This window comes from Methanofollis liminatans DSM 4140 (genome assembly GCF_000275865.1).
GTDB lineage: Archaea > Halobacteriota > Methanomicrobia > Methanomicrobiales > Methanofollaceae > Methanofollis > Methanofollis liminatans.
Map to the genome: position 1 here is coordinate 931,498 of NZ_CM001555.1, position 18,673 is coordinate 950,170.

The 18,673-nt window shown below is 61.6% G+C and carries 26 protein-coding genes and 1 tRNA gene; 5 read left to right on the plus strand and 22 right to left on the minus strand.

Annotated features, from left to right (window positions below; genetic code table 11):
- Positions 1 to 2 precede the first annotated feature (2 nt).
- Together METLI_RS04705 and METLI_RS04710 are read right to left on the minus strand one after the other, a co-directional pair.
- Positions 3 to 1,637, minus strand: coding sequence for a thiamine pyrophosphate-binding protein (locus METLI_RS04705; protein ID WP_004038434.1), 1,635 nt, complete (start codon positions 1,635 to 1,637; stop codon positions 3 to 5).
- 42 nt (positions 1,638 to 1,679) lie between these two features.
- Positions 1,680 to 3,332, minus strand: coding sequence for a histidine kinase N-terminal 7TM domain-containing protein (locus tag METLI_RS04710; protein WP_004038436.1), 1,653 nt, complete (start codon positions 3,330 to 3,332; stop codon positions 1,680 to 1,682).
- A gap of 401 nt (positions 3,333 to 3,733) precedes the next feature.
- On the opposite strand from METLI_RS04710, the gene METLI_RS04715 reads away from it, so the two are divergent.
- Complete coding sequence (locus tag METLI_RS04715; RefSeq protein WP_004038437.1) at positions 3,734 to 4,177, plus strand: hydrogenase 3 maturation endopeptidase HyCI; 444 nt, start codon at positions 3,734 to 3,736, stop codon at positions 4,175 to 4,177.
- Between the two features lie 15 nt (positions 4,178 to 4,192).
- Here METLI_RS04715 and METLI_RS04720 read toward each other — a convergent pair whose 3' ends face one another.
- The 14 genes from METLI_RS04720 to METLI_RS04785 are packed head-to-tail and all read right to left on the minus strand — an operon-like array spanning position 4,193 to position 12,233.
- Positions 4,193 to 4,597, minus strand: coding sequence for a 4Fe-4S binding protein (locus tag METLI_RS04720; protein ID WP_004038440.1), 405 nt, complete (start codon positions 4,595 to 4,597; stop codon positions 4,193 to 4,195).
- Entirely contained in the window at positions 4,598 to 5,605 is a 1,008-nt protein-coding gene (locus tag METLI_RS04725; RefSeq protein ID WP_004038442.1) for a respiratory chain complex I subunit 1 family protein, read from the minus strand.
- Positions 5,602 to 6,834 carry a hydrogenase large subunit gene (locus METLI_RS04730; RefSeq protein ID WP_004038443.1) on the minus strand — a complete coding sequence of 411 codons (1,233 nt, stop codon included), beginning with the start codon at positions 6,832 to 6,834 and terminating at the stop codon, positions 5,602 to 5,604. Before METLI_RS04730 ends, METLI_RS04725 begins: the two co-directional genes overlap by 4 nt.
- The gene (locus tag METLI_RS04735; protein WP_004038444.1) at positions 6,824 to 7,423 is read right to left on the minus strand and encodes an NADH-quinone oxidoreductase subunit C; all 600 of its coding nucleotides are present in this window, start codon (positions 7,421 to 7,423) and stop codon (positions 6,824 to 6,826) included. Before METLI_RS04735 ends, METLI_RS04730 begins: the two co-directional genes overlap by 11 nt.
- The gene (locus tag METLI_RS04740; RefSeq protein ID WP_004038445.1) at positions 7,420 to 7,854 is read right to left on the minus strand and encodes an NADH-quinone oxidoreductase subunit B family protein; all 435 of its coding nucleotides are present in this window, start codon (positions 7,852 to 7,854) and stop codon (positions 7,420 to 7,422) included. The genes METLI_RS04735 and METLI_RS04740 overlap by 4 nt, the downstream gene beginning before the upstream one ends.
- Positions 7,851 to 8,198 carry a hypothetical protein gene (locus METLI_RS04745; protein ID WP_004038446.1) on the minus strand — a complete coding sequence of 116 codons (348 nt, stop codon included), beginning with the start codon at positions 8,196 to 8,198 and terminating at the stop codon, positions 7,851 to 7,853. Before METLI_RS04745 ends, METLI_RS04740 begins: the two co-directional genes overlap by 4 nt.
- 1 nt (position 8,199) lies before the next feature.
- Complete coding sequence (locus METLI_RS04750; protein WP_004038447.1) at positions 8,200 to 9,780, minus strand: proton-conducting transporter transmembrane domain-containing protein; 1,581 nt, start codon at positions 9,778 to 9,780, stop codon at positions 8,200 to 8,202.
- Positions 9,777 to 10,121, minus strand: a complete 345-nt coding sequence (locus METLI_RS04755; protein WP_004038449.1) for a sodium:proton antiporter — start codon at positions 10,119 to 10,121, stop codon at positions 9,777 to 9,779. The genes METLI_RS04750 and METLI_RS04755 overlap by 4 nt, the downstream gene beginning before the upstream one ends.
- On the minus strand, positions 10,118 to 10,582 hold the full coding sequence (locus tag METLI_RS04760; protein WP_004038451.1) for an MnhB domain-containing protein: 465 nt from the start codon (positions 10,580 to 10,582) through the stop codon (positions 10,118 to 10,120). Before METLI_RS04760 ends, METLI_RS04755 begins: the two co-directional genes overlap by 4 nt.
- Complete coding sequence (mbhE, locus tag METLI_RS04765) at positions 10,579 to 10,854, minus strand: hydrogen gas-evolving membrane-bound hydrogenase subunit E (protein WP_004038453.1); 276 nt, start codon at positions 10,852 to 10,854, stop codon at positions 10,579 to 10,581. Before mbhE ends, METLI_RS04760 begins: the two co-directional genes overlap by 4 nt.
- The gene (locus METLI_RS04770) at positions 10,851 to 11,105 is read right to left on the minus strand and encodes a hydrogenase subunit MbhD domain-containing protein (protein ID WP_004038455.1); all 255 of its coding nucleotides are present in this window, start codon (positions 11,103 to 11,105) and stop codon (positions 10,851 to 10,853) included. The genes mbhE and METLI_RS04770 overlap by 4 nt, the downstream gene beginning before the upstream one ends.
- Positions 11,102 to 11,455: a monovalent cation/H(+) antiporter subunit G gene (gene mnhG, locus METLI_RS04775; RefSeq protein ID WP_004038458.1), complete on the minus strand. Its 354-nt coding sequence runs from the start codon at positions 11,453 to 11,455 to the stop codon at positions 11,102 to 11,104. The genes METLI_RS04770 and mnhG overlap by 4 nt, the downstream gene beginning before the upstream one ends.
- Positions 11,452 to 11,712, minus strand: a complete 261-nt coding sequence (locus METLI_RS04780) for a monovalent cation/H+ antiporter complex subunit F (RefSeq protein WP_004038460.1) — start codon at positions 11,710 to 11,712, stop codon at positions 11,452 to 11,454. Before METLI_RS04780 ends, mnhG begins: the two co-directional genes overlap by 4 nt.
- Positions 11,709 to 12,233, minus strand: a complete 525-nt coding sequence (locus METLI_RS04785; RefSeq protein ID WP_004038462.1) for a Na+/H+ antiporter subunit E — start codon at positions 12,231 to 12,233, stop codon at positions 11,709 to 11,711. Before METLI_RS04785 ends, METLI_RS04780 begins: the two co-directional genes overlap by 4 nt.
- Before the next feature lie 455 nt (positions 12,234 to 12,688).
- Here METLI_RS04785 and METLI_RS04790 point away from each other — a divergent pair, with 455 nt between their 5' ends.
- Together METLI_RS04790 and METLI_RS13335 are read left to right on the plus strand one after the other, a co-directional pair.
- Positions 12,689 to 13,405: a HEAT repeat domain-containing protein gene (locus METLI_RS04790; RefSeq protein ID WP_004038464.1), complete on the plus strand. Its 717-nt coding sequence runs from the start codon at positions 12,689 to 12,691 to the stop codon at positions 13,403 to 13,405.
- Positions 13,406 to 13,699: 294 nt separating this feature from the next.
- Complete coding sequence (locus METLI_RS13335; protein ID WP_004038466.1) at positions 13,700 to 13,846, plus strand: hypothetical protein; 147 nt, start codon at positions 13,700 to 13,702, stop codon at positions 13,844 to 13,846.
- A gap of 135 nt (positions 13,847 to 13,981) precedes the next feature.
- Here METLI_RS13335 and METLI_RS04795 read toward each other — a convergent pair whose 3' ends face one another.
- Complete coding sequence (locus tag METLI_RS04795; RefSeq protein WP_004038469.1) at positions 13,982 to 14,728, minus strand: winged helix-turn-helix domain-containing protein; 747 nt, start codon at positions 14,726 to 14,728, stop codon at positions 13,982 to 13,984.
- Between the two features lie 111 nt (positions 14,729 to 14,839).
- On the opposite strand from METLI_RS04795, the gene METLI_RS04800 reads away from it, so the two are divergent.
- Complete coding sequence (locus tag METLI_RS04800; protein ID WP_048103628.1) at positions 14,840 to 15,244, plus strand: pyridoxamine 5'-phosphate oxidase family protein; 405 nt, start codon at positions 14,840 to 14,842, stop codon at positions 15,242 to 15,244.
- Between the two features lie 64 nt (positions 15,245 to 15,308).
- Here METLI_RS04800 and METLI_RS04805 read toward each other — a convergent pair whose 3' ends face one another.
- The 3 genes from METLI_RS04805 to METLI_RS04815 form a co-directional block, all read right to left on the minus strand.
- Positions 15,309 to 15,578, minus strand: a complete 270-nt coding sequence (locus METLI_RS04805) for a GYD domain-containing protein (protein ID WP_004038473.1) — start codon at positions 15,576 to 15,578, stop codon at positions 15,309 to 15,311.
- Between the two features lie 180 nt (positions 15,579 to 15,758).
- Positions 15,759 to 15,843: transfer RNA gene (locus METLI_RS04810), tRNA-Leu, on the minus strand.
- Between the two features lie 79 nt (positions 15,844 to 15,922).
- Positions 15,923 to 16,483 carry a cysteine hydrolase family protein gene (locus tag METLI_RS04815; protein ID WP_004038475.1) on the minus strand — a complete coding sequence of 187 codons (561 nt, stop codon included), beginning with the start codon at positions 16,481 to 16,483 and terminating at the stop codon, positions 15,923 to 15,925.
- Between the two features lie 151 nt (positions 16,484 to 16,634).
- On the opposite strand from METLI_RS04815, the gene METLI_RS04820 reads away from it, so the two are divergent.
- The gene (locus tag METLI_RS04820; protein WP_004038477.1) at positions 16,635 to 17,051 is read left to right on the plus strand and encodes a phosphate-starvation-inducible PsiE family protein; all 417 of its coding nucleotides are present in this window, start codon (positions 16,635 to 16,637) and stop codon (positions 17,049 to 17,051) included.
- A 49-nt stretch (positions 17,052 to 17,100) separates the two neighbouring features.
- On the opposite strand, the gene METLI_RS04825 is transcribed toward METLI_RS04820, so the two are convergent.
- Complete coding sequence (locus METLI_RS04825) at positions 17,101 to 17,580, minus strand: ester cyclase (protein WP_004038479.1); 480 nt, start codon at positions 17,578 to 17,580, stop codon at positions 17,101 to 17,103.
- Positions 17,581 to 17,813: 233 nt separating this feature from the next.
- Positions 17,814 to 18,659, minus strand: coding sequence for an alpha/beta fold hydrolase (locus tag METLI_RS04830; protein WP_157203216.1), 846 nt, complete (start codon positions 18,657 to 18,659; stop codon positions 17,814 to 17,816).
- Positions 18,660 to 18,673: the final 14 nt, after the last annotated feature.

An 18,673-nucleotide genomic window follows, 5' to 3' on the forward strand; every position in this document is an offset into this window, starting at 1 on the left:
CCTCAGAACCGCTTCGGGTCGGTCTCCACGTCCACGATCGCCGGTCGCCCGCTTTCCAGGGCATTTACTATGGCAGGAGCCAGTTCGGCGGGCCTCTCCACCGAAAACCCCTCGCCGCCGCATGCCCGTGCATATGCCGCAAAATCCGGGTTGTGCAGTTCGGTCCCGAAGTTCGGGTAGTTCTCCACCCGCTGCTCGACGCGGATCATCCCCAGTTCGTGGTTGTTGAGCACCACGACCGTCATCGGCAGGTCGTACTTCACCGCCGTCAAAAACTCCGCCATCGCCATCGAAAACCCGCCGTCGCCGGTGATGCAGACCGCCGGCCGATCAGGATAGGCGATCTTCGCCGCGATCGCCGCCGGCATCGCAAACCCCATCGTCGCCAGATATCCCGACATCGCGAACTTCTGCCCGGGCCGCATCCTGAAGTTCCGCCCGAACCACCACCCGTTCTCCCCGACATCGACGGTGATGACGGCGTCGTCGGGTAAAATCTTGGAGAGCACCTGCATGATGAACGGGGGCCTGATCGGCACCGCATCAGCATCTGCCTCCCGGTCGATCTGCGCCCTCCATGCCGCCCGGTCCCGTGCGACCGCCTCCTTCCTCGCCCCATCCTCACGCCGCTCCAGGCGCTCGAGGAGGCGGGGCAGCACCAGCCCGCAGTCTCCCCAGAGCGAGACGGTCTCTGCGTGCCGCCCGAGTTTGATCGGGTCGAGGTCCACCTGGACGAGCGGTTTTCCTCCCGGGACGTTCGTCTGCTTCGAGAACCCCACCCCGAAGGCGAGGAGGAGATCGGCCTCTTCGGCCCTCCTCCGTGCCTGCGCCGATCCCACCGAACCCAGGATGCCCAGGTGCCAGGGGTCATCCCCGGGGATCAGTCCCTTCGCCCTGAAGGTGGTGAGGATCGGGGCGGCGATCCGCTCCCCGATGGCGCGGACCGCCGGGATGGCGTCGCGAGCGCCCCACCCCGCGATGATCACCGGCCTTTCTGCCCTGTTCACGGCCTCTGCCGCCCGGTCGATCCCGGCGTTTGAGGGTGCGATCTCCCTGGACGGCGGCATCCCCTCGGCCGCGCAGCAGGCCGGATCGACCACCTCCTTCTGGACGTCGTTCGGGATCGAGAGCTGGGCGACGCCGCGGTGGACGATCGCGTGGCGCATCGCGGCATCGACCAGGCGGACCGCCATCGTCTTCTCGTGCAGGGTGTTGTTATAGACCGTCACCGGCCGGAAAAAGGCGTCCTGATCGATCTCCTGGAACCCGCCCGGCCCGGCGTACTGCGCCTCCACCTGACCGTTGAGGGATATCACCGATGCCCGGTCCTCTTTTGCGTCGTACAGCCCGGTGGCAAGATTCGTCGCACCGGGCCCGGCGATCGTGACGCAGGCGGCGACCCGTCCGGAGAGCTTGTGGTAGGCGGACGCCGCCATCGCCGCAGTCTCCTCGTGGCGGACCTGAAAAAAGCGTATCTCCGGATGTTTCCTGACGGCGTCGATGACGCCCAGCGACGAGGTGCCGGGAATCCCGAAGACGACACCCACGCCCCACCTGACGAGTTCCCCGATGATTACGTCGGCGACCGTCTGCCCGTCCCTGGCGCCTTCCCCTGAAGAATGACTATCCTCTGACATGATCCCCCTCTATCGAAGGGGGATCGACCCCATACTATATCTCTATTGTTCAGCCCCGGCGTCGGCGTAGCGGTAGCCCCCGGCCGGGACGACGATCTCGAACCGGGCGCCTTTCCCTGCCTCGCCTGTCTCCCTGATGGCGATCCCGGTGATCATCAGGATCTCGCGTATGAGGAAGAGCCCGAGGCCGGTGTTTTTCCCGACGTTCCTGGCAAATAATTTTCCTTTCAGGTCCGGGTCCACGCCCTTTCCGTCGTCCTCTATCCAGAGGATGCCGCCCTCGCCGGCAGGGGTAAACCCGATCCTGATCGCCGTCACCCCGCCGCCGTGCCTGACCGCATTCTCAAAGAGGTTGTAGAATACCTTTCCAAAGAGGGGGTCTGCATAGACCTCCAGGCGGCCGAGATCGATCGAGAGGCCGATGTTGTTGAACCTGACGATCCGGGCCGACTGCCGCGCCACCGCCTCGACGCCCTGCCAGACTGGCGCCTTCACCCCGAGGCTCTGGTAGTCCCTGGCAATGGCGATCTGCTCATCGATCATCTCCGAGGCGCTGATGATCCGTTCGGTATAGACCCGTTCGTCAGAGCCCTCAGGTGTGATGTCCACCAGCAGACCGGCGTAGCCCCTGATCACGCCGAGATGGTTTTTGATGTCGTGCTGGGTGATCTCTGAGAGGATGGAGAGTTTCGTGTGCGCCGAGACGAGGGCGTCCTCGGTCTGCTTTAGTTGAGAGATATCGCGGACGATCAGGGTGTGGCCGATGGTGCGTGATCGGCGATCGGTGACCGGGGCGATCCGCAGTTCATAGTGCTGCAATCCCCCTCCGCTCTGTTTTATGCTTCGTATGTAGGTTCTCTCCTCATCCCCGTTGTAGCCGGCGATGAGTTCGGGGAAACGGTTTATAATCTCTGCCGCAGGTTTGTTCAGTATCGACGGGGCGGTTTTTCCGATGATTTCCTCCCCTCTGCGGTTGATCTCGACGATCCGGTAGGCGGGATCGAGGACGAGGATGCCGTCGGTGAGGCCGTTGAGCAACCGCTCCTTCAACACTGGCATATCGCCGAAGAGGTGAAATCTGAACGCCCCGGCGAAGACAGAGAGGACGGCGAGCATGATGATGAAGGGAAGGGCGGTGCCGGCCTCCGCCGCCGGCGAGAGGGTGGCCACCCAGGGGATGAGCGCACCCATCAGCACAAGGCCGATCTGCTGCCGGTAGACAGCCGGGGCGTCGAAGAGCATGGAGACGATCAGGAGTATGCTCGCCATGATGGTGAGGTACACATAGCCCAGAAAGATCCCGTACGCCTGCCCTGATACGATCTCGCCGGGCGGGATCACGCCGGTGAAGGCAAGGGCGACAGAGACGGCCGGGATCGCGGCGATGAACGTCACCGTGGTTGGTGTCACGATGTGTTCTTTTCCCGAATACTGGAGGGCGAAGATCAGCCATGCGGGTGGAATGATCGCCGTACCGAGGAATGCCACGGCGGTCCAGAAGGTCTCCCAGTCCTGGCCCAGCGGGAGAATGTTCATCCCGAGCCCGAACGACCAGATCAGGATCCCGCAGATAAATGCGGAGAGCGCCCCTGCTCCAGGGCTGCTCCGCCGTTTCCAGCAGGCAAAGCCGATGGACGCGGAGATGGCAAGCGACGCTGCCATGAAGAGGATGCCCTGGATATATGGATTCGTCATCGATCTGCTGAAGAGTATTCTCTGCAGGAGAGGAAAAAGATTCTCAAATTGCTGAACCGACAGAAAAAAAGAAAAAATTGATGGATATTGAATTACTCCTGCTGAGGTTCCTTCGGCTGCTTCTTGCTTCCCTTCTTTGCCATGGAACTCACCTCCCATCGAGTGAGTTATATCAATGTTCATGTGGGAGGGTGTTTAAAGATTCCGCTCAATTCACCGATAAAATTGCGATTCGCCCGCAAAATGATTATTTTTCTCGACGGGATGGAGTTATTTTTCACCCCCTCGCACCGGTCGAGCGAAAAAGCCCGTAAAGTTCCTGAATTCCGGTCTTATCCTGGTTTTTTCTCGTTTGTGCGGCACCCATGGCTATATCGCTTCGGGCGCCAGACAGATCTCCCATGCACCTGCTCTTCGGGATCGGAAACCCCCTCCGCGGCGACGACGGCGCAGGCAACCATGTCGCCCGCCACCTCTCCGCGGACGGCTGGATGGCCTTTGACTGCGGCACCGCCCCGGAGAATTTCACCGCGGTCGTGCGGCGGGCGCGTCCCGACCTCCTCGTCATCGTCGATGCGGTGGATATGGGTCTCCCTGCCGGCGCTGTCCGCATCGTTCCGCCGGACCGGATCGAGGACTGCGGCATCGGCACCCATACCCTCCCGCTCACCGCCCTCATCTCCTTCATCGGCGATGACGCCGGTGCGGTGATCGTCGTCGGTATTCAGCCGGCGACCCTTGACTCAAAGGAGGAACTCTCGCCCGCCGTCAGGGAGGGGGCAAACGCTCTCGCTGCCCTGATCAGGCAGGGGCGGGTCTGGGAGATCCCGGTGCTGGAAGAATAGGGAGAAAAAAAGGTTTTACTCCACAATCAGGTTATCCGAGTACCGGTCCTCGTCTGCGAGGAGGAACTCAGTGCTCATGTGGAGGGCGTCTTTCGGGCAGGCGTCGTTGCACTGCGAGCAGAAACAACACTGCGTCACATATATCCTCACTTTTTTCGTGCCGGGCAGGAACTCGATCGCGTGCGCCGGGCAGATATTGATGCAGATCTTGCAGCCGATGCACGCCTCTCTATCGTAGAGGATCTTCCCGCGGAATGCCGGCGGGACAGCGACCGGCGGGTGGATCTCCGCCTTCCCCTCGGCCACCCGCGCGAGAAACGCCGTCACCGAACGCGGGAGGTACTTCGCCGGGAAGGCGTTTGTCGCCGGCGTTTTGAACATCTGCCTGAGGACCTCAGGTATCATCGGAAGTCCGGCCATTTAGATCACCCCCGGCAGGAGGGCGTCGGCGACGATCAGCGCCAGCCCGGCAATGCTCGCCGCCCCGAGCCAGAACCAGTAGAGGGTGACGATCTGGTTGATCCTGAAGCGGGCCACCGAGGTGCGCAGGAGCGTGACTGCAAAGACGATCACCAGGAGCACCTTTGCCAGGAAAAAGGTGAAATCGGCCAGCGGAACGTATGCTGGCGGCACTGCGGCCAGCGTCGAGAGGTTCCAGGGCAGGAAGATCCCGACGGCGAGCGCCGCCATCACGACGGTCTTCACCCCCTGCGCCAGGTAGAACATCGCAAGGTTCCGGCCCGAGTACTCCACGAGCAGCCCCCCTGCAAGTTCGGTCTCGGCCTCGCACGAGTCGAAGGGGACCAGGGAGAGTTCGGCCGGGGTGACGATGGAGAGGACCAGGAGGAGGATGAGGCACCCGGCGATCCCGAGGGGGCCGACGACGTTCCAGATCGGGGTGGACGCCAGCGTGATCAGGGAGAAGGGATCGGCGATCCCGGCGACGCTCAACCGCCAGGCGATCGCCACGATCGCCACGGCGAGCGGGAACTCGTAGGCCATCATCGTCACCATCTCACGCTGCGCTCCGACGGTTGCGTAGGGCGAGCCCGAGGCGAAGCCGCCGACGACCATGGCGAGGGCCGGCACCGTAAGGAGGTAGAGGATCAGGATGAGGTCGCTGTATCCCCCGAGCACCGGCGGCATCCCGCCCACCGGGATGTAGAGGAGGATGGTGATCGCCGATGCGACCGCCATCACCGGGGCGAGGTTGAAGAGCAGGGGGACGGCGTTCTCCGGGACCACGCTCTGTTTGATGAGGAGTTTTCTCACGTCCCTGAAGGGCTGGCGGATCGGCGGGCCGATCCGCGCCTGCATGTGGGCCGAGACCTTCCGGTCGATGCCCAGGAAGAAGAGGCCGCCCACGATGCCGAAGATTGCCATCGCAAGGCTGCCGACGGCGACATTGACGACTTCGCCGGCGATCATCGCATCAGCCTCCGTGTCTTCTCCACCGAGAGACGGTGGAGGTCTTCCTTCGTCATCACGCCCTGCTCCCTCCCCCTGACCACGGCCACGCGGTCGGTGCAGGACATGCAGGGATCGATGGAGGCGGTGATGATCGGGACGTCGGCGAGCTGTTCGCCTTTGAGCATCGGCAGCCACGACATCTGGTTCGAGTAGGTCGAGGCCTTCACCTTCCATGTCTGCGGGGCGCCCGACTTGTTCATCCGCACGTAGTGCAGGCACTCGCCGCGGGGCGCTTCCACCCTGCCGAGAGCCTCGCCCTCGGCCTTCCTGCATGCGGCAAGGATCTTCGGGACCTTCTTCTCCCAGAGGATCTCGCCGGTCGGCATCTGCGCCATGCACTGCCTGACGATATCGATCGACTGTCCGACCTCGATGAGGCGCACCACGATCCGGTCGTACACATCGCCCCTGATCTCGCCCATGTAGCCGTCGGGCAGCACGGGTTTGATGGCGAGATCGCCGTAGGCGGCATAGGGGGCGTCGACGCGCACGTCCATCCGCACCCCCGAGGCCCTGGCCGTCGGCCCGACGGTGCAGAGGCCGACGGCGTCCTCCCGTGAGAGATACCCGTGGTCCCTGCAGCGCAGTTTCACCGTGGCGTCCTCCAGGAAGAGTTCGAGGAGTCTGTCCATCAGGTCCTCGTAGCCGGTGAGCGCCCGGTCGATCAGGGCGAACTGCTCCTCCGTGATGTCCCTCCTCACCCCGCCGACCTGGATGATCCCGTAGTTCACCCGGTTGCCGGTGAGGTGCTCGATGACGTCCATCGCCGCCTCCCGCACCCGCCATGCGAGGAAGAAGAGGGTGTCGAAGCCGAGTTCGTGGGCCGCAACGCCGGCCCAGAGGAGGTGGGACTGGATGCGCTCGAACTCGGCGACGATCGTCCTGATGTAATGTGCCCGCTCGGGCACCTCGATATCGGCGATCTGCTCGACCGCCCGGGCAAACGCCAGGGAGTGCGAGACGCCGCAGATCCCGCAGATCCGCTCGGCGAGGTAGAGGATCTGCACAGGGTTGCGCCGCATCCCCATCCACTCGATCCCGCGGTGCGCCTTGCCCGGCGCGAAATCGGCCGCGGCGATCGCCTCGCCGTCCATCTTCAGGGTGAAGAGGATCGGCTCTTTCAGGGCCGGGTGGATCGGGCCGATCGGGATCGTGGTGGTCGGCCGCTCTTCTCCATCATTCGCCATCGGTTTCACCTCCATGTTCTTTCTCAGCCACCGGGGGTTCGGGGCGGTCGGTCGGTCTTCCGACCTCCCAGAGGTTCTTCACCATGGTGTCGGGGATGCCCGAATCGTCTTTCCGCCAGGGATACACCCCTTCTGGGAAGTCTTCGGGCAGGAAGAGCCTTCGATCGTCAGGGATATCGACGATCTGCACGCCGAGCATCTCCTGCTTCTCGCGCTCGGAGAAGACGGCGCCCGGGATGAGGTCGGCGATCGTCCCGACCGTCAGGTCGTCCTTTGGCAGGGAGACCGCGAACGAGATCATATATTCCCCGCCCTCGGTCCCGTAGTAGATCCCGAAATGGTAGACGAGTTCGACGGCCTCGCCGAGGTCGGTGCCCGAGATCACGGCGAGGTGGGGGCAGGTGATCCCCATCAGCCGCTTCACGGCGTCGTGCAGGAGGGCCCGGTCGATCCGCAGCCAGAGGGACGGCGTCTTCGTTCTGGCGACGCCCTCCCCCCATGTCCTGATGTAGGCCTCGTGCACGCCGTCGCCGAAGGCCGAGGTGAAGAGGTCCATGACCTCGTCAGCCGTCATTTTTTCCGCTGTCATTGTTTTTCCGCCTCCAGCCGTTCGAGTTTTGCTATCGCCGTCACCACGCCGTGGATGATCGCCTCGGGGCGGGGCGGGCATCCGGGGACGTAGACGTCGACCGGGACCACCTGGTCCTGTGGGCCGTCGAGGTTGTACGAGTCGTAGAAGACCCCGCCAGACTGCCCGCAGCTCCCGATGCACATCACCACCTTCGGGTCGGGCGTCTGCTCGTAGACCCTCCGTAGCCGGTCGGCCATCTTGTGGGTGACCGGCCCGGTGACCAGCAGGACGTCGGCGTGCCGCGGTGTCCCCACCAGTTTGATCCCGAAACGCTCGGGGTCGTACCTCGGGGTGATCGTCGCCACGATCTCGATCTCGCAGCCGTTGCACGACCCCGTGTTCACATGATAGACCCAGAGCGATCTGTTGAAGGATTTCGTCAGTTTCATCTGACCACCGCCAGCACGAGGATGATCGTCGCCATCGTCCCGAGGAACCAGAGGATGTAGTCGTTCAGGATACCGGTGTGGAGCGGGACGAGGTGTTTATAGTAGCCGCTCAGGGCTTCGGTGAACCCCCAGTAGAGGTTGCCGGCCCTGATCTGCACCTCCTCCTTTTTGGGCTCGGCGTTGCCCGAGAGGAAGGGCGCCGCCGCACCGCCTTCCCGGCGGTACGAGCGCTCGCCGGTCGCCCAGATGATGAGGACGACGATGAAGGCGACGGCGAGGGCGATGAGCCAGACCACCGGGTTCCAGGAGCCGGTGCCGGTCGAAAGAGAGAATATTTCGATCATCTCAGGCACCTCCGAGGACCGAGGCGATATATGCCCCCTGATCGGCGAGAGCCCGGGCGGCGGGCTCGACGAGCCCGGCGACCACCTGTTCGGGGAAGACGCCGAAGAATACGACGATCACGGCTAAAAGCCCCATGCCAAGGAGCATCGGCGCCGGGACCTCCCGTACCTCCGCGAACTCGGGCAGTCGCGGGCCCATGAACATCGCGTGGAAGACCTTGACGAAGGAGGCCAGCGTGAGGATGGAGACGACCATGGCGATCACCGCCAGCAGGGGGTTGAAGAGGTAGACCGACTCGTAGATCATCAGTTTCGAGGCGAAACCGTTGAAGGGCGGTATGCCTGCGATGGCGAGGGCGCCGATGCCGAAGAAGAGCATCGTCCACTTCATCGAGTGGCCGAGCCCGCCCATCCTGTTCAGGTCAGAGGTGCCGGTGCGGTAGATGATCGCCCCGGCCGTGAGGAAGAGCAGCCCCTTGTACATGGCGTGGTTGAAGATGTGGAAGATGCCGCCTTCCATCGCCATGATGCCGTAGGTGTCGAAGGAGGACGTCCCGAGGAGGGCGATCCCGACCCCGACGCCCAGGAGCATGTAGCCGGTCTGGGAGACGGCGTGGTAGGCCATCAGGCGTTTGACGTCGTGCTGCGGGATCGCCATCGTCACCCCGACGAACATCGAGAGCACGCCGAGGACGATCACGATCCAGCCGACGGTCGTCCAGTCGAGAGTCTGCACGATCCCGCCGTACAGGGTGAAGACGATCCTGAAGACCCCGTACAGGCTTGCCTGCGATGCCACGACCAGGAAGGCGGTCACCGAGGAGGGGGCGAGGCCATAGGCGTCGGGCGTCCAGAAGTGCATCGGCACCGCCCCTGACTTCATGGCGAGGGCGGCGACGAGCATGGCGAGGGCGATGCCGTCGAGTATGGTGAACTGCATCCTCGTTGCGACCATCGCCATGTTCAGGGCGCCGTACTGCCCGTAGAGCAGACCGATCGCCGTGAGGACGATCAGCCCGCCGAGGGTCGAGATAAAGCCGTACTTCATCGCCGCTTCCACCGAGAGCCCGCCCCTGATCCGGTAGGAGACCAGGGCCGCCCCGGCGATGGAGTTGATCTCCAGGAAGACGAAGAAGTTGAAGAGGTCGCCGGTGGAGACCATGCCGAGGATGCCGACCTCGAGGAGGAGGAGGAGGGCGAAGAAGATCTCCTGCCCGGTCTGCCGCCCCTCGCTTGCGATGGCGTAGAGGCAGACGGCGAAGGCCGAGATCGTCGCGATGATCCCCATGAAGGCGCTCATGGCGTCGATGGTGAAGATGATCCTCACCGGTATGCCGCCCGAGTCGAGGGGGACGGCGAGACCCGGCGCCGCGGCGCCGAAGGTGTAGACGATCGTCCCGAAATCGAGCACCTGCCAGGCGACGATCGCGGCGATCGCGGCGGTTGCCGCCGTGGCGAGGAGGGCCCACGCCTTCATGACGCCGTTTCCGGCCCGTGCGATCACCGGCGTTATGAACGCCGCGAGCATCGGCACGGCGATGAGCAGGGCCGGGGCGTTTCTGATGATGATCTCGGGTATCATTCTTTCAGCCTCCGCATGACGCCGGCGTCGGCGGAACCGTATTTTCGGTAGACGAGCATGACGAACGAGAGGAGGAGGGCGGTCGTGGCGATGCCGATCACGATGTTGGTGAGGGTCATCGCCTGCACCGTCGGCATCACCATCTCGCCGGCGGGCGCTCTGGTGAAGATCGGGGCGATGCCGCCGTTTCTGTAGCCGAGGGAGACGAGGAAGAGGTTCACCGCCGCCTCGACGAGGGAGAGGCCCATCACCATCTTCACCAGGTTCTGCCTGGTGAGGATGACGACGATGCCGATGAGGGCGACGACGGCCACGGCGATGAAGGGGAGGTTTGCGATCATTCCGCCTCCTCCCCGACCCCTTTGAGCATCAGGAGCACGATCACCGAGAGGGCGCCGAGCACCTCGATCCCGACGGCGAGGTTCATCAGGGGGATGACGCCACCGGTGTTGAGGTCGCCGGGGTTCGGCCCGAAGGCGACGATATTCCCGAAGACCGCCCCGCCGTTTGCAAGCCAGTTCGAAAAGAACGTCCCGCCAAAGCCGAAGGCCGCGGCCGCCGTCCCGATGAAGAGGAGGAGGCCGAGGGCTTCGCTGCCTTTGAGGGCGCCGGGGCCGATGCGCCTGCCGATCTCGCCGGCCCCGAAGGCGGCGATGAGGAGGACGATCCCGGTGGCGATGACCGCCCCGCCCTGGAACCCGCCGCCCGGCGTGAGGTGGCCGTGGGCGACGATGTAGAACCCGAAGATCAGGACGAAGGGGAAGAGGATCCCTGCCGCCGCCCTGACGATTTTCGTCATCATTCGTCTTCCTCCGTCGAGAATTTCCTGAAGAGGAGGCCGACGCCGAGGACGGCGGTGAAGAGCACCGTCGCCTCGCCCAGGGTGTCGAAGCCTCTGTAATCGAAGACGACCGCTGTGACGATGTTGTTGGCGCCGGTCTGCTCCTGTCCGTGCCCGATGAAGTAGTCGTCCATCTCCGAGGCTGCCGGGGCGCCGAAGCTGAGGGCGAACGCCAGGTACAGGAACGCCCCTGCAAGGACGACGACGGTCAGCGCGCGCGCGATCCCTCTCATGCCGATCCCTCCTCGGTCCGTTCGGTCGCCCTGATGGCGACGATGTAGATGGCGGTCGTCAGCCCGGCCCCGATCCCGGCCTCTGCGATCGCCACGTCGGGTGCCTGCAGGAGGTAGAACTCCAGGGAGAGGAGGAAGGAAAAGACGCCGAAGGATACGGCGGCGGCGAGAAGATCCTTAAATCGCCAGATGGCGACCGCCGAGGCGACGAGGCCGAGCAGGACGACGGCCTGCACGATCTCCTCGATCATTCCTCCACCTCCGCGAGGCGGTCGACCCTGGCCCGCGTCGGGCGGATCCCGGAGCGGTGTGCGGCGCGGGCGATCGCATGGGCGCCGGTGGCGTTGGTGAACGCCAGGGCGGCGGCGGCGATCGCCGTGTGGACGGCGAGGGTGAGGGATGCGGCGTCTCCCCCTGAGGCATAGGCCGAACCGGCGGCGACGATCACGGCGAGACTGAGGAATATCGTCCCGAAGGTGGTGGTCTTTGTCTCGGCGTGGAGCCTGGTGTAGACGTCAGGGAACCGCAGGACGCCGATCACGCCGAGGGCGTTGAAGAGCAGGCCGATCCCGATGCATGCATAGATGATCCATTCGATCATGGCAGGTCGCCTCCGAGGTATTTTGCGATATAGAGGGTGCCCACGAAGGAGAGGAGGGCGTAGACGATCGCCACGTCCACGAAGATGACCTCGCCGTAGGCGATCGCCAGCAGGATCATCGCGGCGATGGTCAGGGTGTTCACCACATCCAGGGCGACGACCCGGTCCGGCGCCGTCGGTCCGGAGGCGAGTCTGACGAGGGCGAGGGCGATGAGCACGACGAGGGCGAGCACCGCCGGGATCCAGGGCTCGATCATTCGGCGATCCTCCTGATCCAGTCTGCGAACCGGTAAAACGACGGGACGTCCTCAGGTTGGACGACCGCCTGCTTCTCGATGCCCTGATCGATGTGGATCATGTGCACGAAGAGGTCGCCGCTCTTCTCGTCGACGTCGACGGTCAGGGTGCCCGGCGTGAGGGTGATCGAGTTCGCGAGCATCAGTACCGAGAGGTCTTTTGAGAGCCCCGGAGAAATCCGGACGATGCCCGGCCTGATCTTCCCGGTGATCACGCGGTAGGCCACGTCGAGGTTGGCCTTCGTGAGCTCGAAGAAGAACGGTCCGATGAGGTAGGCCGCAAGCACGATCCACCTGATCGGGTTTGCCATGCGATAGTCCCCCTTCGTGCAGAAGAAGGATCTGGCCATCGCCCCGGTCAGGAGGGCGAGGACGCCGCCGGCTAGCAGTTCAGGGGCAGACCAGAGGAGGATCGTTCCCGATCCCGCCGTCAGCAGCAGCCAGAGGGCGAAGGCAGAGAGTGCCGTCAGCAAAAATCGCATCACCGGCCCTCAGTCCTCCATGATGTCATCAGCAATCTGGACAGAAACACCTGTATCACCATGATAATTGCCAGCGTGGACGGAACCGGTATGGGCCGATTGACTCTTCTCCAGATGGCAGATTATCACGATTAATTGTGGACATTCTGATGTAAAACCTTTCTTTGTGAGGCGCCTGGATCACGTTTCCGGGATCTTTTGTCTTTCTCCTCCTGCCAGGACGCATTTATCTCCAGATTTCTGTGTTAATTCCTGGATAGGGGCTGCATATGCATGCGTGCAGGCTTTTCTCCTCCCTGAATCTGGGCGGATCCTGAAAATATCTATAATGGTCCATCTGATACGGACAATATCTCTTTATAATTAATTTAATCTCATTATCTATTCGTGAAACGCAGGGAATGTTTAAATATTATATTGTCATTTAATTGCACGTGCCCGGGAAAGCGTTCTGCATGGTTCTTGGATACAGAGATGTCTCTGATATGGAGGAGCAGTGGAGAGCAGCGCGGAGATATGATGCCTTTGAAGCTGAAAAATTCAATAAAACAATGCTCTCCGCTCTGAATGAGATCGATGCGGATCTCGCGCCTCCAGATGGCATTTACGTGTGCCCGTTCTGCGATAAAATTTCGTTCAGATATCTTAAAAAAGAGGGAGAAGCCCATCTCAGATGTTCTGCATGTGGATCCGCTGTTACCCTGAATAATGAGGTCTGGGAAAATCTCCGCAGGCGCATTGAATATCTTTCCTTCACCTCGGGATATCCGGGGATCTATATTCTCCATCATCTTATCGCTCTCCACGAAAAAAATAGCGCTCAATCCGTCATTTCTGGTGCAGAAAGCAGGGATGTCGAAAAAGCCATCGCTTCTCTCTCCAGTCCTGATGAGGAGGTTCGATACAGGGCCGCACGCTACCTCCGCATCCGCCGTCCGCCGCAGGCATTCATGTCTGCGGTCGCTGCTCTCAGCTCCGAACCGGTAGCGAAGATCAGGGTGATGCTCGTGCAGGCCCTCCGGTCTATCGGCGGAAAGGATGCGATCCCGCATCTCGTCGCGGCGACCGAAGACGCCGATCCCGCCGTCAGAAACGCCGCTCTTCATGCCCTCTCATCGTTCGAGGGGGCCGTTGTTAGTAACGTGGGCGGGCGCTCTGGCGGCGTTCGGTAAACGGCAGGCGCGAGAGAACTGCTTGATGATCTGCCGCCCCCTCTCACAGAGATACCCCCTCTGACACCAGTATTCGTCCCCTCACGCGAAGAAAGAAGGTAGTGCTCTCATCCCCGCTACCTTCGCGTGCGTTGATGGCATGGGGAAGGAGTGTCTTGCACCATGGAAGGCAGATTGTCCCCTCCAGGTGCAAGATGGCGCCCTGGTGATCGTTCGGATCTGTATCTGCAGTCCTAAAAGGAAGCCTATTTTTATGCGTCCCGGAATATTATAGCATATCTGGAGGGAAAGAAGATGGCAAAACCGGTCGAACGCGGGCTGGTCCTGAAGGGGAAAGACGCCCGCCGGTTCCATGAGTACATGGAGCGCCCCACCTATACGGACGACGCCCGCCGACTGATCCGACTCGCCGCACAGAAGGCAAAAGATCGCTGCCTGTAAATCCGCTATGCTTCCCCCGCACTCCATTTTTCACTCGCCGGATCCGTTGGACTCGCCCTGCCGTGAAGGCGGAAATGAAAAGACCGGGGATCCGGTCTCGACGCCCATGCGCGAAGAGAAGCCCCTGCTTATGGCTCAGCCGTGCAGTTTCTCCAGCAATTCCGCGACGGCGTTGAGCACCTCATAGCCGCGGCAGGTGATCTGGTACTCGCCCCGCTCGTCCCGCTGGAGGATCATGCCGCTCTTCTGAAGTTTTTCGAGGTGGAAGAGCAGGTTTCCCCCGCGCAGGCCGGTCATTTTCGAGAGGTCGGTGAAGGATTTCCCCTCGCGGTAGAGGGCCTTGACGATCTGGATCCTGACCGGGCTGCTCAGCGAGTCGCTGAAGAGGGCGGCGGCCTCATCCTCGGGCATGGCCCTGACCAGGTCGCCGGTGTTGCTCTCCTCCCTGTACGCCCCGATCGCCCGCAGCATCCCGAGCTGCTGGCTGATCTGTTTCTCCGCCTCTTCGTGACAGCCTGAACAGCGTTCGAACGGCGCCTTCGATCGCAGGGCCGCCGCCTTCTCGCGGACGAGGCTGATATCCCCGGACGTGAGTTCTCCGGCCCTGAGGCGCTCCAGCATCTCTCCGAAGAGGTTCCCGAATACCGGCCGGCAGTTTTCCCATAAGGGACACTCATTTGCTTCTTTGCCGATTGCGTCGCACCCGGCCTCCCTGTAGCCGTTCACGATGGCATCGGCGCAGGTGTTTCTGAACTCGGCGAGGAGGGCGGTCGCCTGCAGGTGGTGGGCCTGATCGGTGAACGTCTTTACGTCTGCCCTGAGTTCGGCGATCTCGCTCCTGATCTGGCGAATATCTTCGTTTATGCCCTGTTCGGTGTTCATCTGGTCTCCTGTCGCCCCGGGTTAGAATACTGTAGCGGCCGCGCTTGTGGTGTATTTTGATGACGGTTTTGTATATATTTATATCTCACATTCAGGTATATGGTGAAAAGTATGACAGCACTTACCGAAGAGATGAAAGCCGCGTTTGCAACGATAAAGGCATTCCCGGTCGCCACCGCCTCGAAGGACGGATGGCCCAATGTTGTGCCGATCGGGTTCGTGGAGCTCGTCGACGACGAGACGATCTGGATCGCCGACAACTTCATGAAAAAGACGCTCGCGAACGTGCAGGAGAACCCGAAGGTCTCGATCTACGTGTGGGGGCCGGAGACGAAGGGGTGTTTCCAGATCAAGGGCGACGTCGAACTGAAGACCGAGGGGCCGGAGTTCGAGAAGATGCAGGAGACCGTCCGCTCGAAGATGGCGCAGGCCCCGGCAAAGGGCCTCCTGATCATGAAGATCCGCGAGGTCTACACCTGCGCACCCGGCCCGAACGCAGGGGCCAGGCTTCTCTGATTTTTTTTCAGGGGGTTGAAAGCGTGGGTGTCGATGGATATCTGCCGCCGAATCTGTCCCGGGATCAGAACGGCCCTGTCGGACTCGCTTCGTCCGCCGGGACGGCCACGAGCGTCTCGATGTCCATCCGGTCCGCCCGCTTCAAGACCACGTTCATCGCCACCTTTTCGTTCGGTGCTTCGAACATGACGACGGTATCGTACTTCCCGAGCGTCCAGTAGATGCCCAGGTATTTGACCTCACCTTTCATGTCGTCCTCGATATCCTTCATGTTCTCGGCGACAACTTCTTTGGTCAGGTTTTTCTTGAATTTCGCAAGCGCAATGAAAAGCATCGTTCACCTCGTTCCTTTGTGGGGCATTTCAGCATGGGAGAGGGCGGTATATAAAGTGGTTTATATGATGCGGAGGATGAGGTGGTGGGAGCGGGAGATCGGATCGTGGGGGTTCGCGGAAAAACCGAATAAAGGCGGTGAAGTCATTTTTCACTAAGGGTAATCACCCCGGCAAAACAATGCGAGGGAGGGGATTCGAACCCCCGAACTCCTGCGAGAATGGACCCTAAATCCATCGCCTTTGACCTGGCTCGGCAACCCTCGCGTGCAGTTGAAAAAGGCACTCAATCATACGATTGCCCGGTATTTATATCTTGAAGCGGCCGGCACCGCACGATGCCGTTTTACCCCTCCTGCCTCCGGCCCGCGACATACTCCTCCAGCGTGACGACGCGAGCATACATGCCGTTCAGCGCCGCCATGAAGGACGCGTGGATCGACGCGGCCGGGACGATCTCCCCCGAAAAGACCAGGTCCCGCGTGGCGCAGGCGTCTTCGACGACCGTGCAGGCGAACCCGGCCTCACGGGCCGCCCGCGTCGTGGCGTCGATGCACATGTGGCTCATCGCCCCGCAGATCACGCACTCGCTGACCCCCTTCTCCCTGAGCGCAGCGAGCAGACCGGTCTGGAAGAAACTGTTCGGGAAATGCTTCTCGATCACCGCCTCGCCCGGACCGGGCGCCACCCGCTCGTGGATCTCCGAGCCGCGCGTCCCCGGCAGGAGAAACCCGGCGCCTTCCCGCATCGAGATGTGGCGGATGAAAAAGACGGGTTTTCTCTCCTGCCTGAAGATTTCGAGGAGTGCGGATGCCGCGCCGGACGCCTGTTCCATGCCGACGCACTCCATTGCGCCGCCGGGAAAATAGTCGTTCTGGATGTCGATGAGGAGAAGGGCCTCTGTCATGGGTAGAGATGGCCTCTCTGGCCACAAGAACATGGCGCCCCGCCCCTGCCGACCGAACCGGTGCCCCCCCTCTCCGGATCGCCGCGTGAGACGGCGGTGGAATTCAACGGAAATAAATAAAACACAAAGAAAGAGAAATACGGAGAGAACGATGCTTGAGTACCTGAATACATTCGAACGATGGGTCTATCGGATCCTCACCGCCCTCCTTGCCGTCGTCATCGCCTTTTCCGTCTATGAACTGGCGATCCTGGTCGCCTACGGTCTCGTGGACGACCGGATGTTCAGGCTTGAGAACCACGAACTCCTCGGTGTGTTCGGGGCGTTCCTCCTCGTCCTCATCGGCATAGAACTCCTCGACACCATGAGGGCGTATATCGAGAAGCACGAGGTCCATGTCGAGGTGATCATGCTCGTCGCCATCATCGCCATCGCCCGGAAGATCATCCTCCTCGAGTCCTCGGAGATGGCCGATCTCCCCCTGATCGGCATGGCCCTCCTGCTGATGGCGCTTGCGGCCGGTTATTATATCGTCGTCAAGACGCGGCGGCTCCAGGACGGGGAGTGAAGCGGCATTTTTCGGGCGGTTTTTTCGGGAGCGCCCTGCCATTAAGGCGCTACTGCCCGATAGATCCCTCTATGGAATCGGTATCTTCCCGAAAGAGTTCCTTTCCTTTTTCCGTGTATTCGATCACACCCAGTTGCCTGAGGAAATCCAGGTCGCTGTCGACCTCCCATCCCTCTGCAAGTTTGCCGTTCGCGATCCGCCAGATGAACACCATCTGCATCGTCAATCTGTTGCCGGTGGGAGGCAAGGTGACGCCGAACAGATTCCATCTGCCCGTATGGGTCCCGGTAGCGTTCACGCGGACCCAGACCCGGTCCCCTTCGGCGATCATATCCTCGATCGTCTCGTGCCAGTCAGGGAAACCTTCGAAGGCGATCTGAAAGAGCTGCCTGAAACTCTCCAGACCTCTTTGTTTATGGGTGTGGTCGATATAATCCGGTGCCACCAATGCATCGAACAGGTCCAGGTTTCGCGTATTATAGGCATCGATAAACCTTCGGACAAGCGTCTTATTCTCTTCCGATGACATGGAACATCACCTCCCCTTGAAGATTTACTTCCTATTTAAATGGTGCCGTCCTCTCGGGCGTCTCTTTTTTCCTGCCCGCTGGCCGCTAACTCCGGGTGTGGAGGATCAGGGTTCGGGAGCAACGTTGCGGGACCTGAACATGAAGGTGGTGTTCATCGCAGGAGACGAACCGCGATCGGCCCTGTTGTCCAGAACGATAAAAAAAAGAGTTTGATCTCCCGATCGGTCCGCCTTCACGCCGGCGACTCGTCCATCCCCAGGAAGGTCAGGACGATCCTGCCATACTCCTCGGGTGCAGAGGACGATCCAGCGTGCGGGATGCCCTTGAACCGCACCAGCCACGAACCGTCGATCTCTCCGGCGATCCGGACGGCGACTGATTCGGGGGTGAGAACGTCGGCGGTCCCGGTAATCAGCATCACGTCGTTGGTGATCCCGGACAATTCGTCATAGGTGCCGTCCCAGGCCAGATTCGCCTCAGCCTCTTTTCGCAGGCCTTCTGGCTGCGAGGGATCGGCGGCGACCCCGGCGAGGATGGAGTAGAGCAACTGCGTCTCGTTCAGCCGTGCGCTGTAGGTAGCGGAGGAGAGGACCAGTTTTCTCACGTGTTCCGGGTGCGCGATGACGAGCTGCTGCGAGACCGACGATCCCATCGAGACGCCGTAGACGTTCATGCTCTCGTAGCCGAGGGCGTCCATCAGGCCAGCGGCGTCGTCCGCGAGCTGCTCGATCGTATAGGGTGCGTCGTTATCGCCGCTGTGCCCCATCGCCCGGTGGTCGTAGATATAGACGTGATACTTATCTGCAAGGATATCGATGAACGTCTCGTTCCATCCTTCCATCACGCTGCCAAACCCTATGATCATCAGGAGGGGATCTCCCGCCCCGAACTCGCGGTAGGCCAGGTTGACGCCGTTCACCTCTGCATACCGTATCGGGGTATCGTTGATCGACACTGCGGACGCTGTCGGCCCTGTCGTATTCTCTCCGCCCGAGACTGATCCCGTACACCCGGCCGTCATTATCAGGCACATGGCGAGGATCATCGTTGCGTACGTTGCCAGTGTTCCTTTCATCATAATTGCCTCAATTC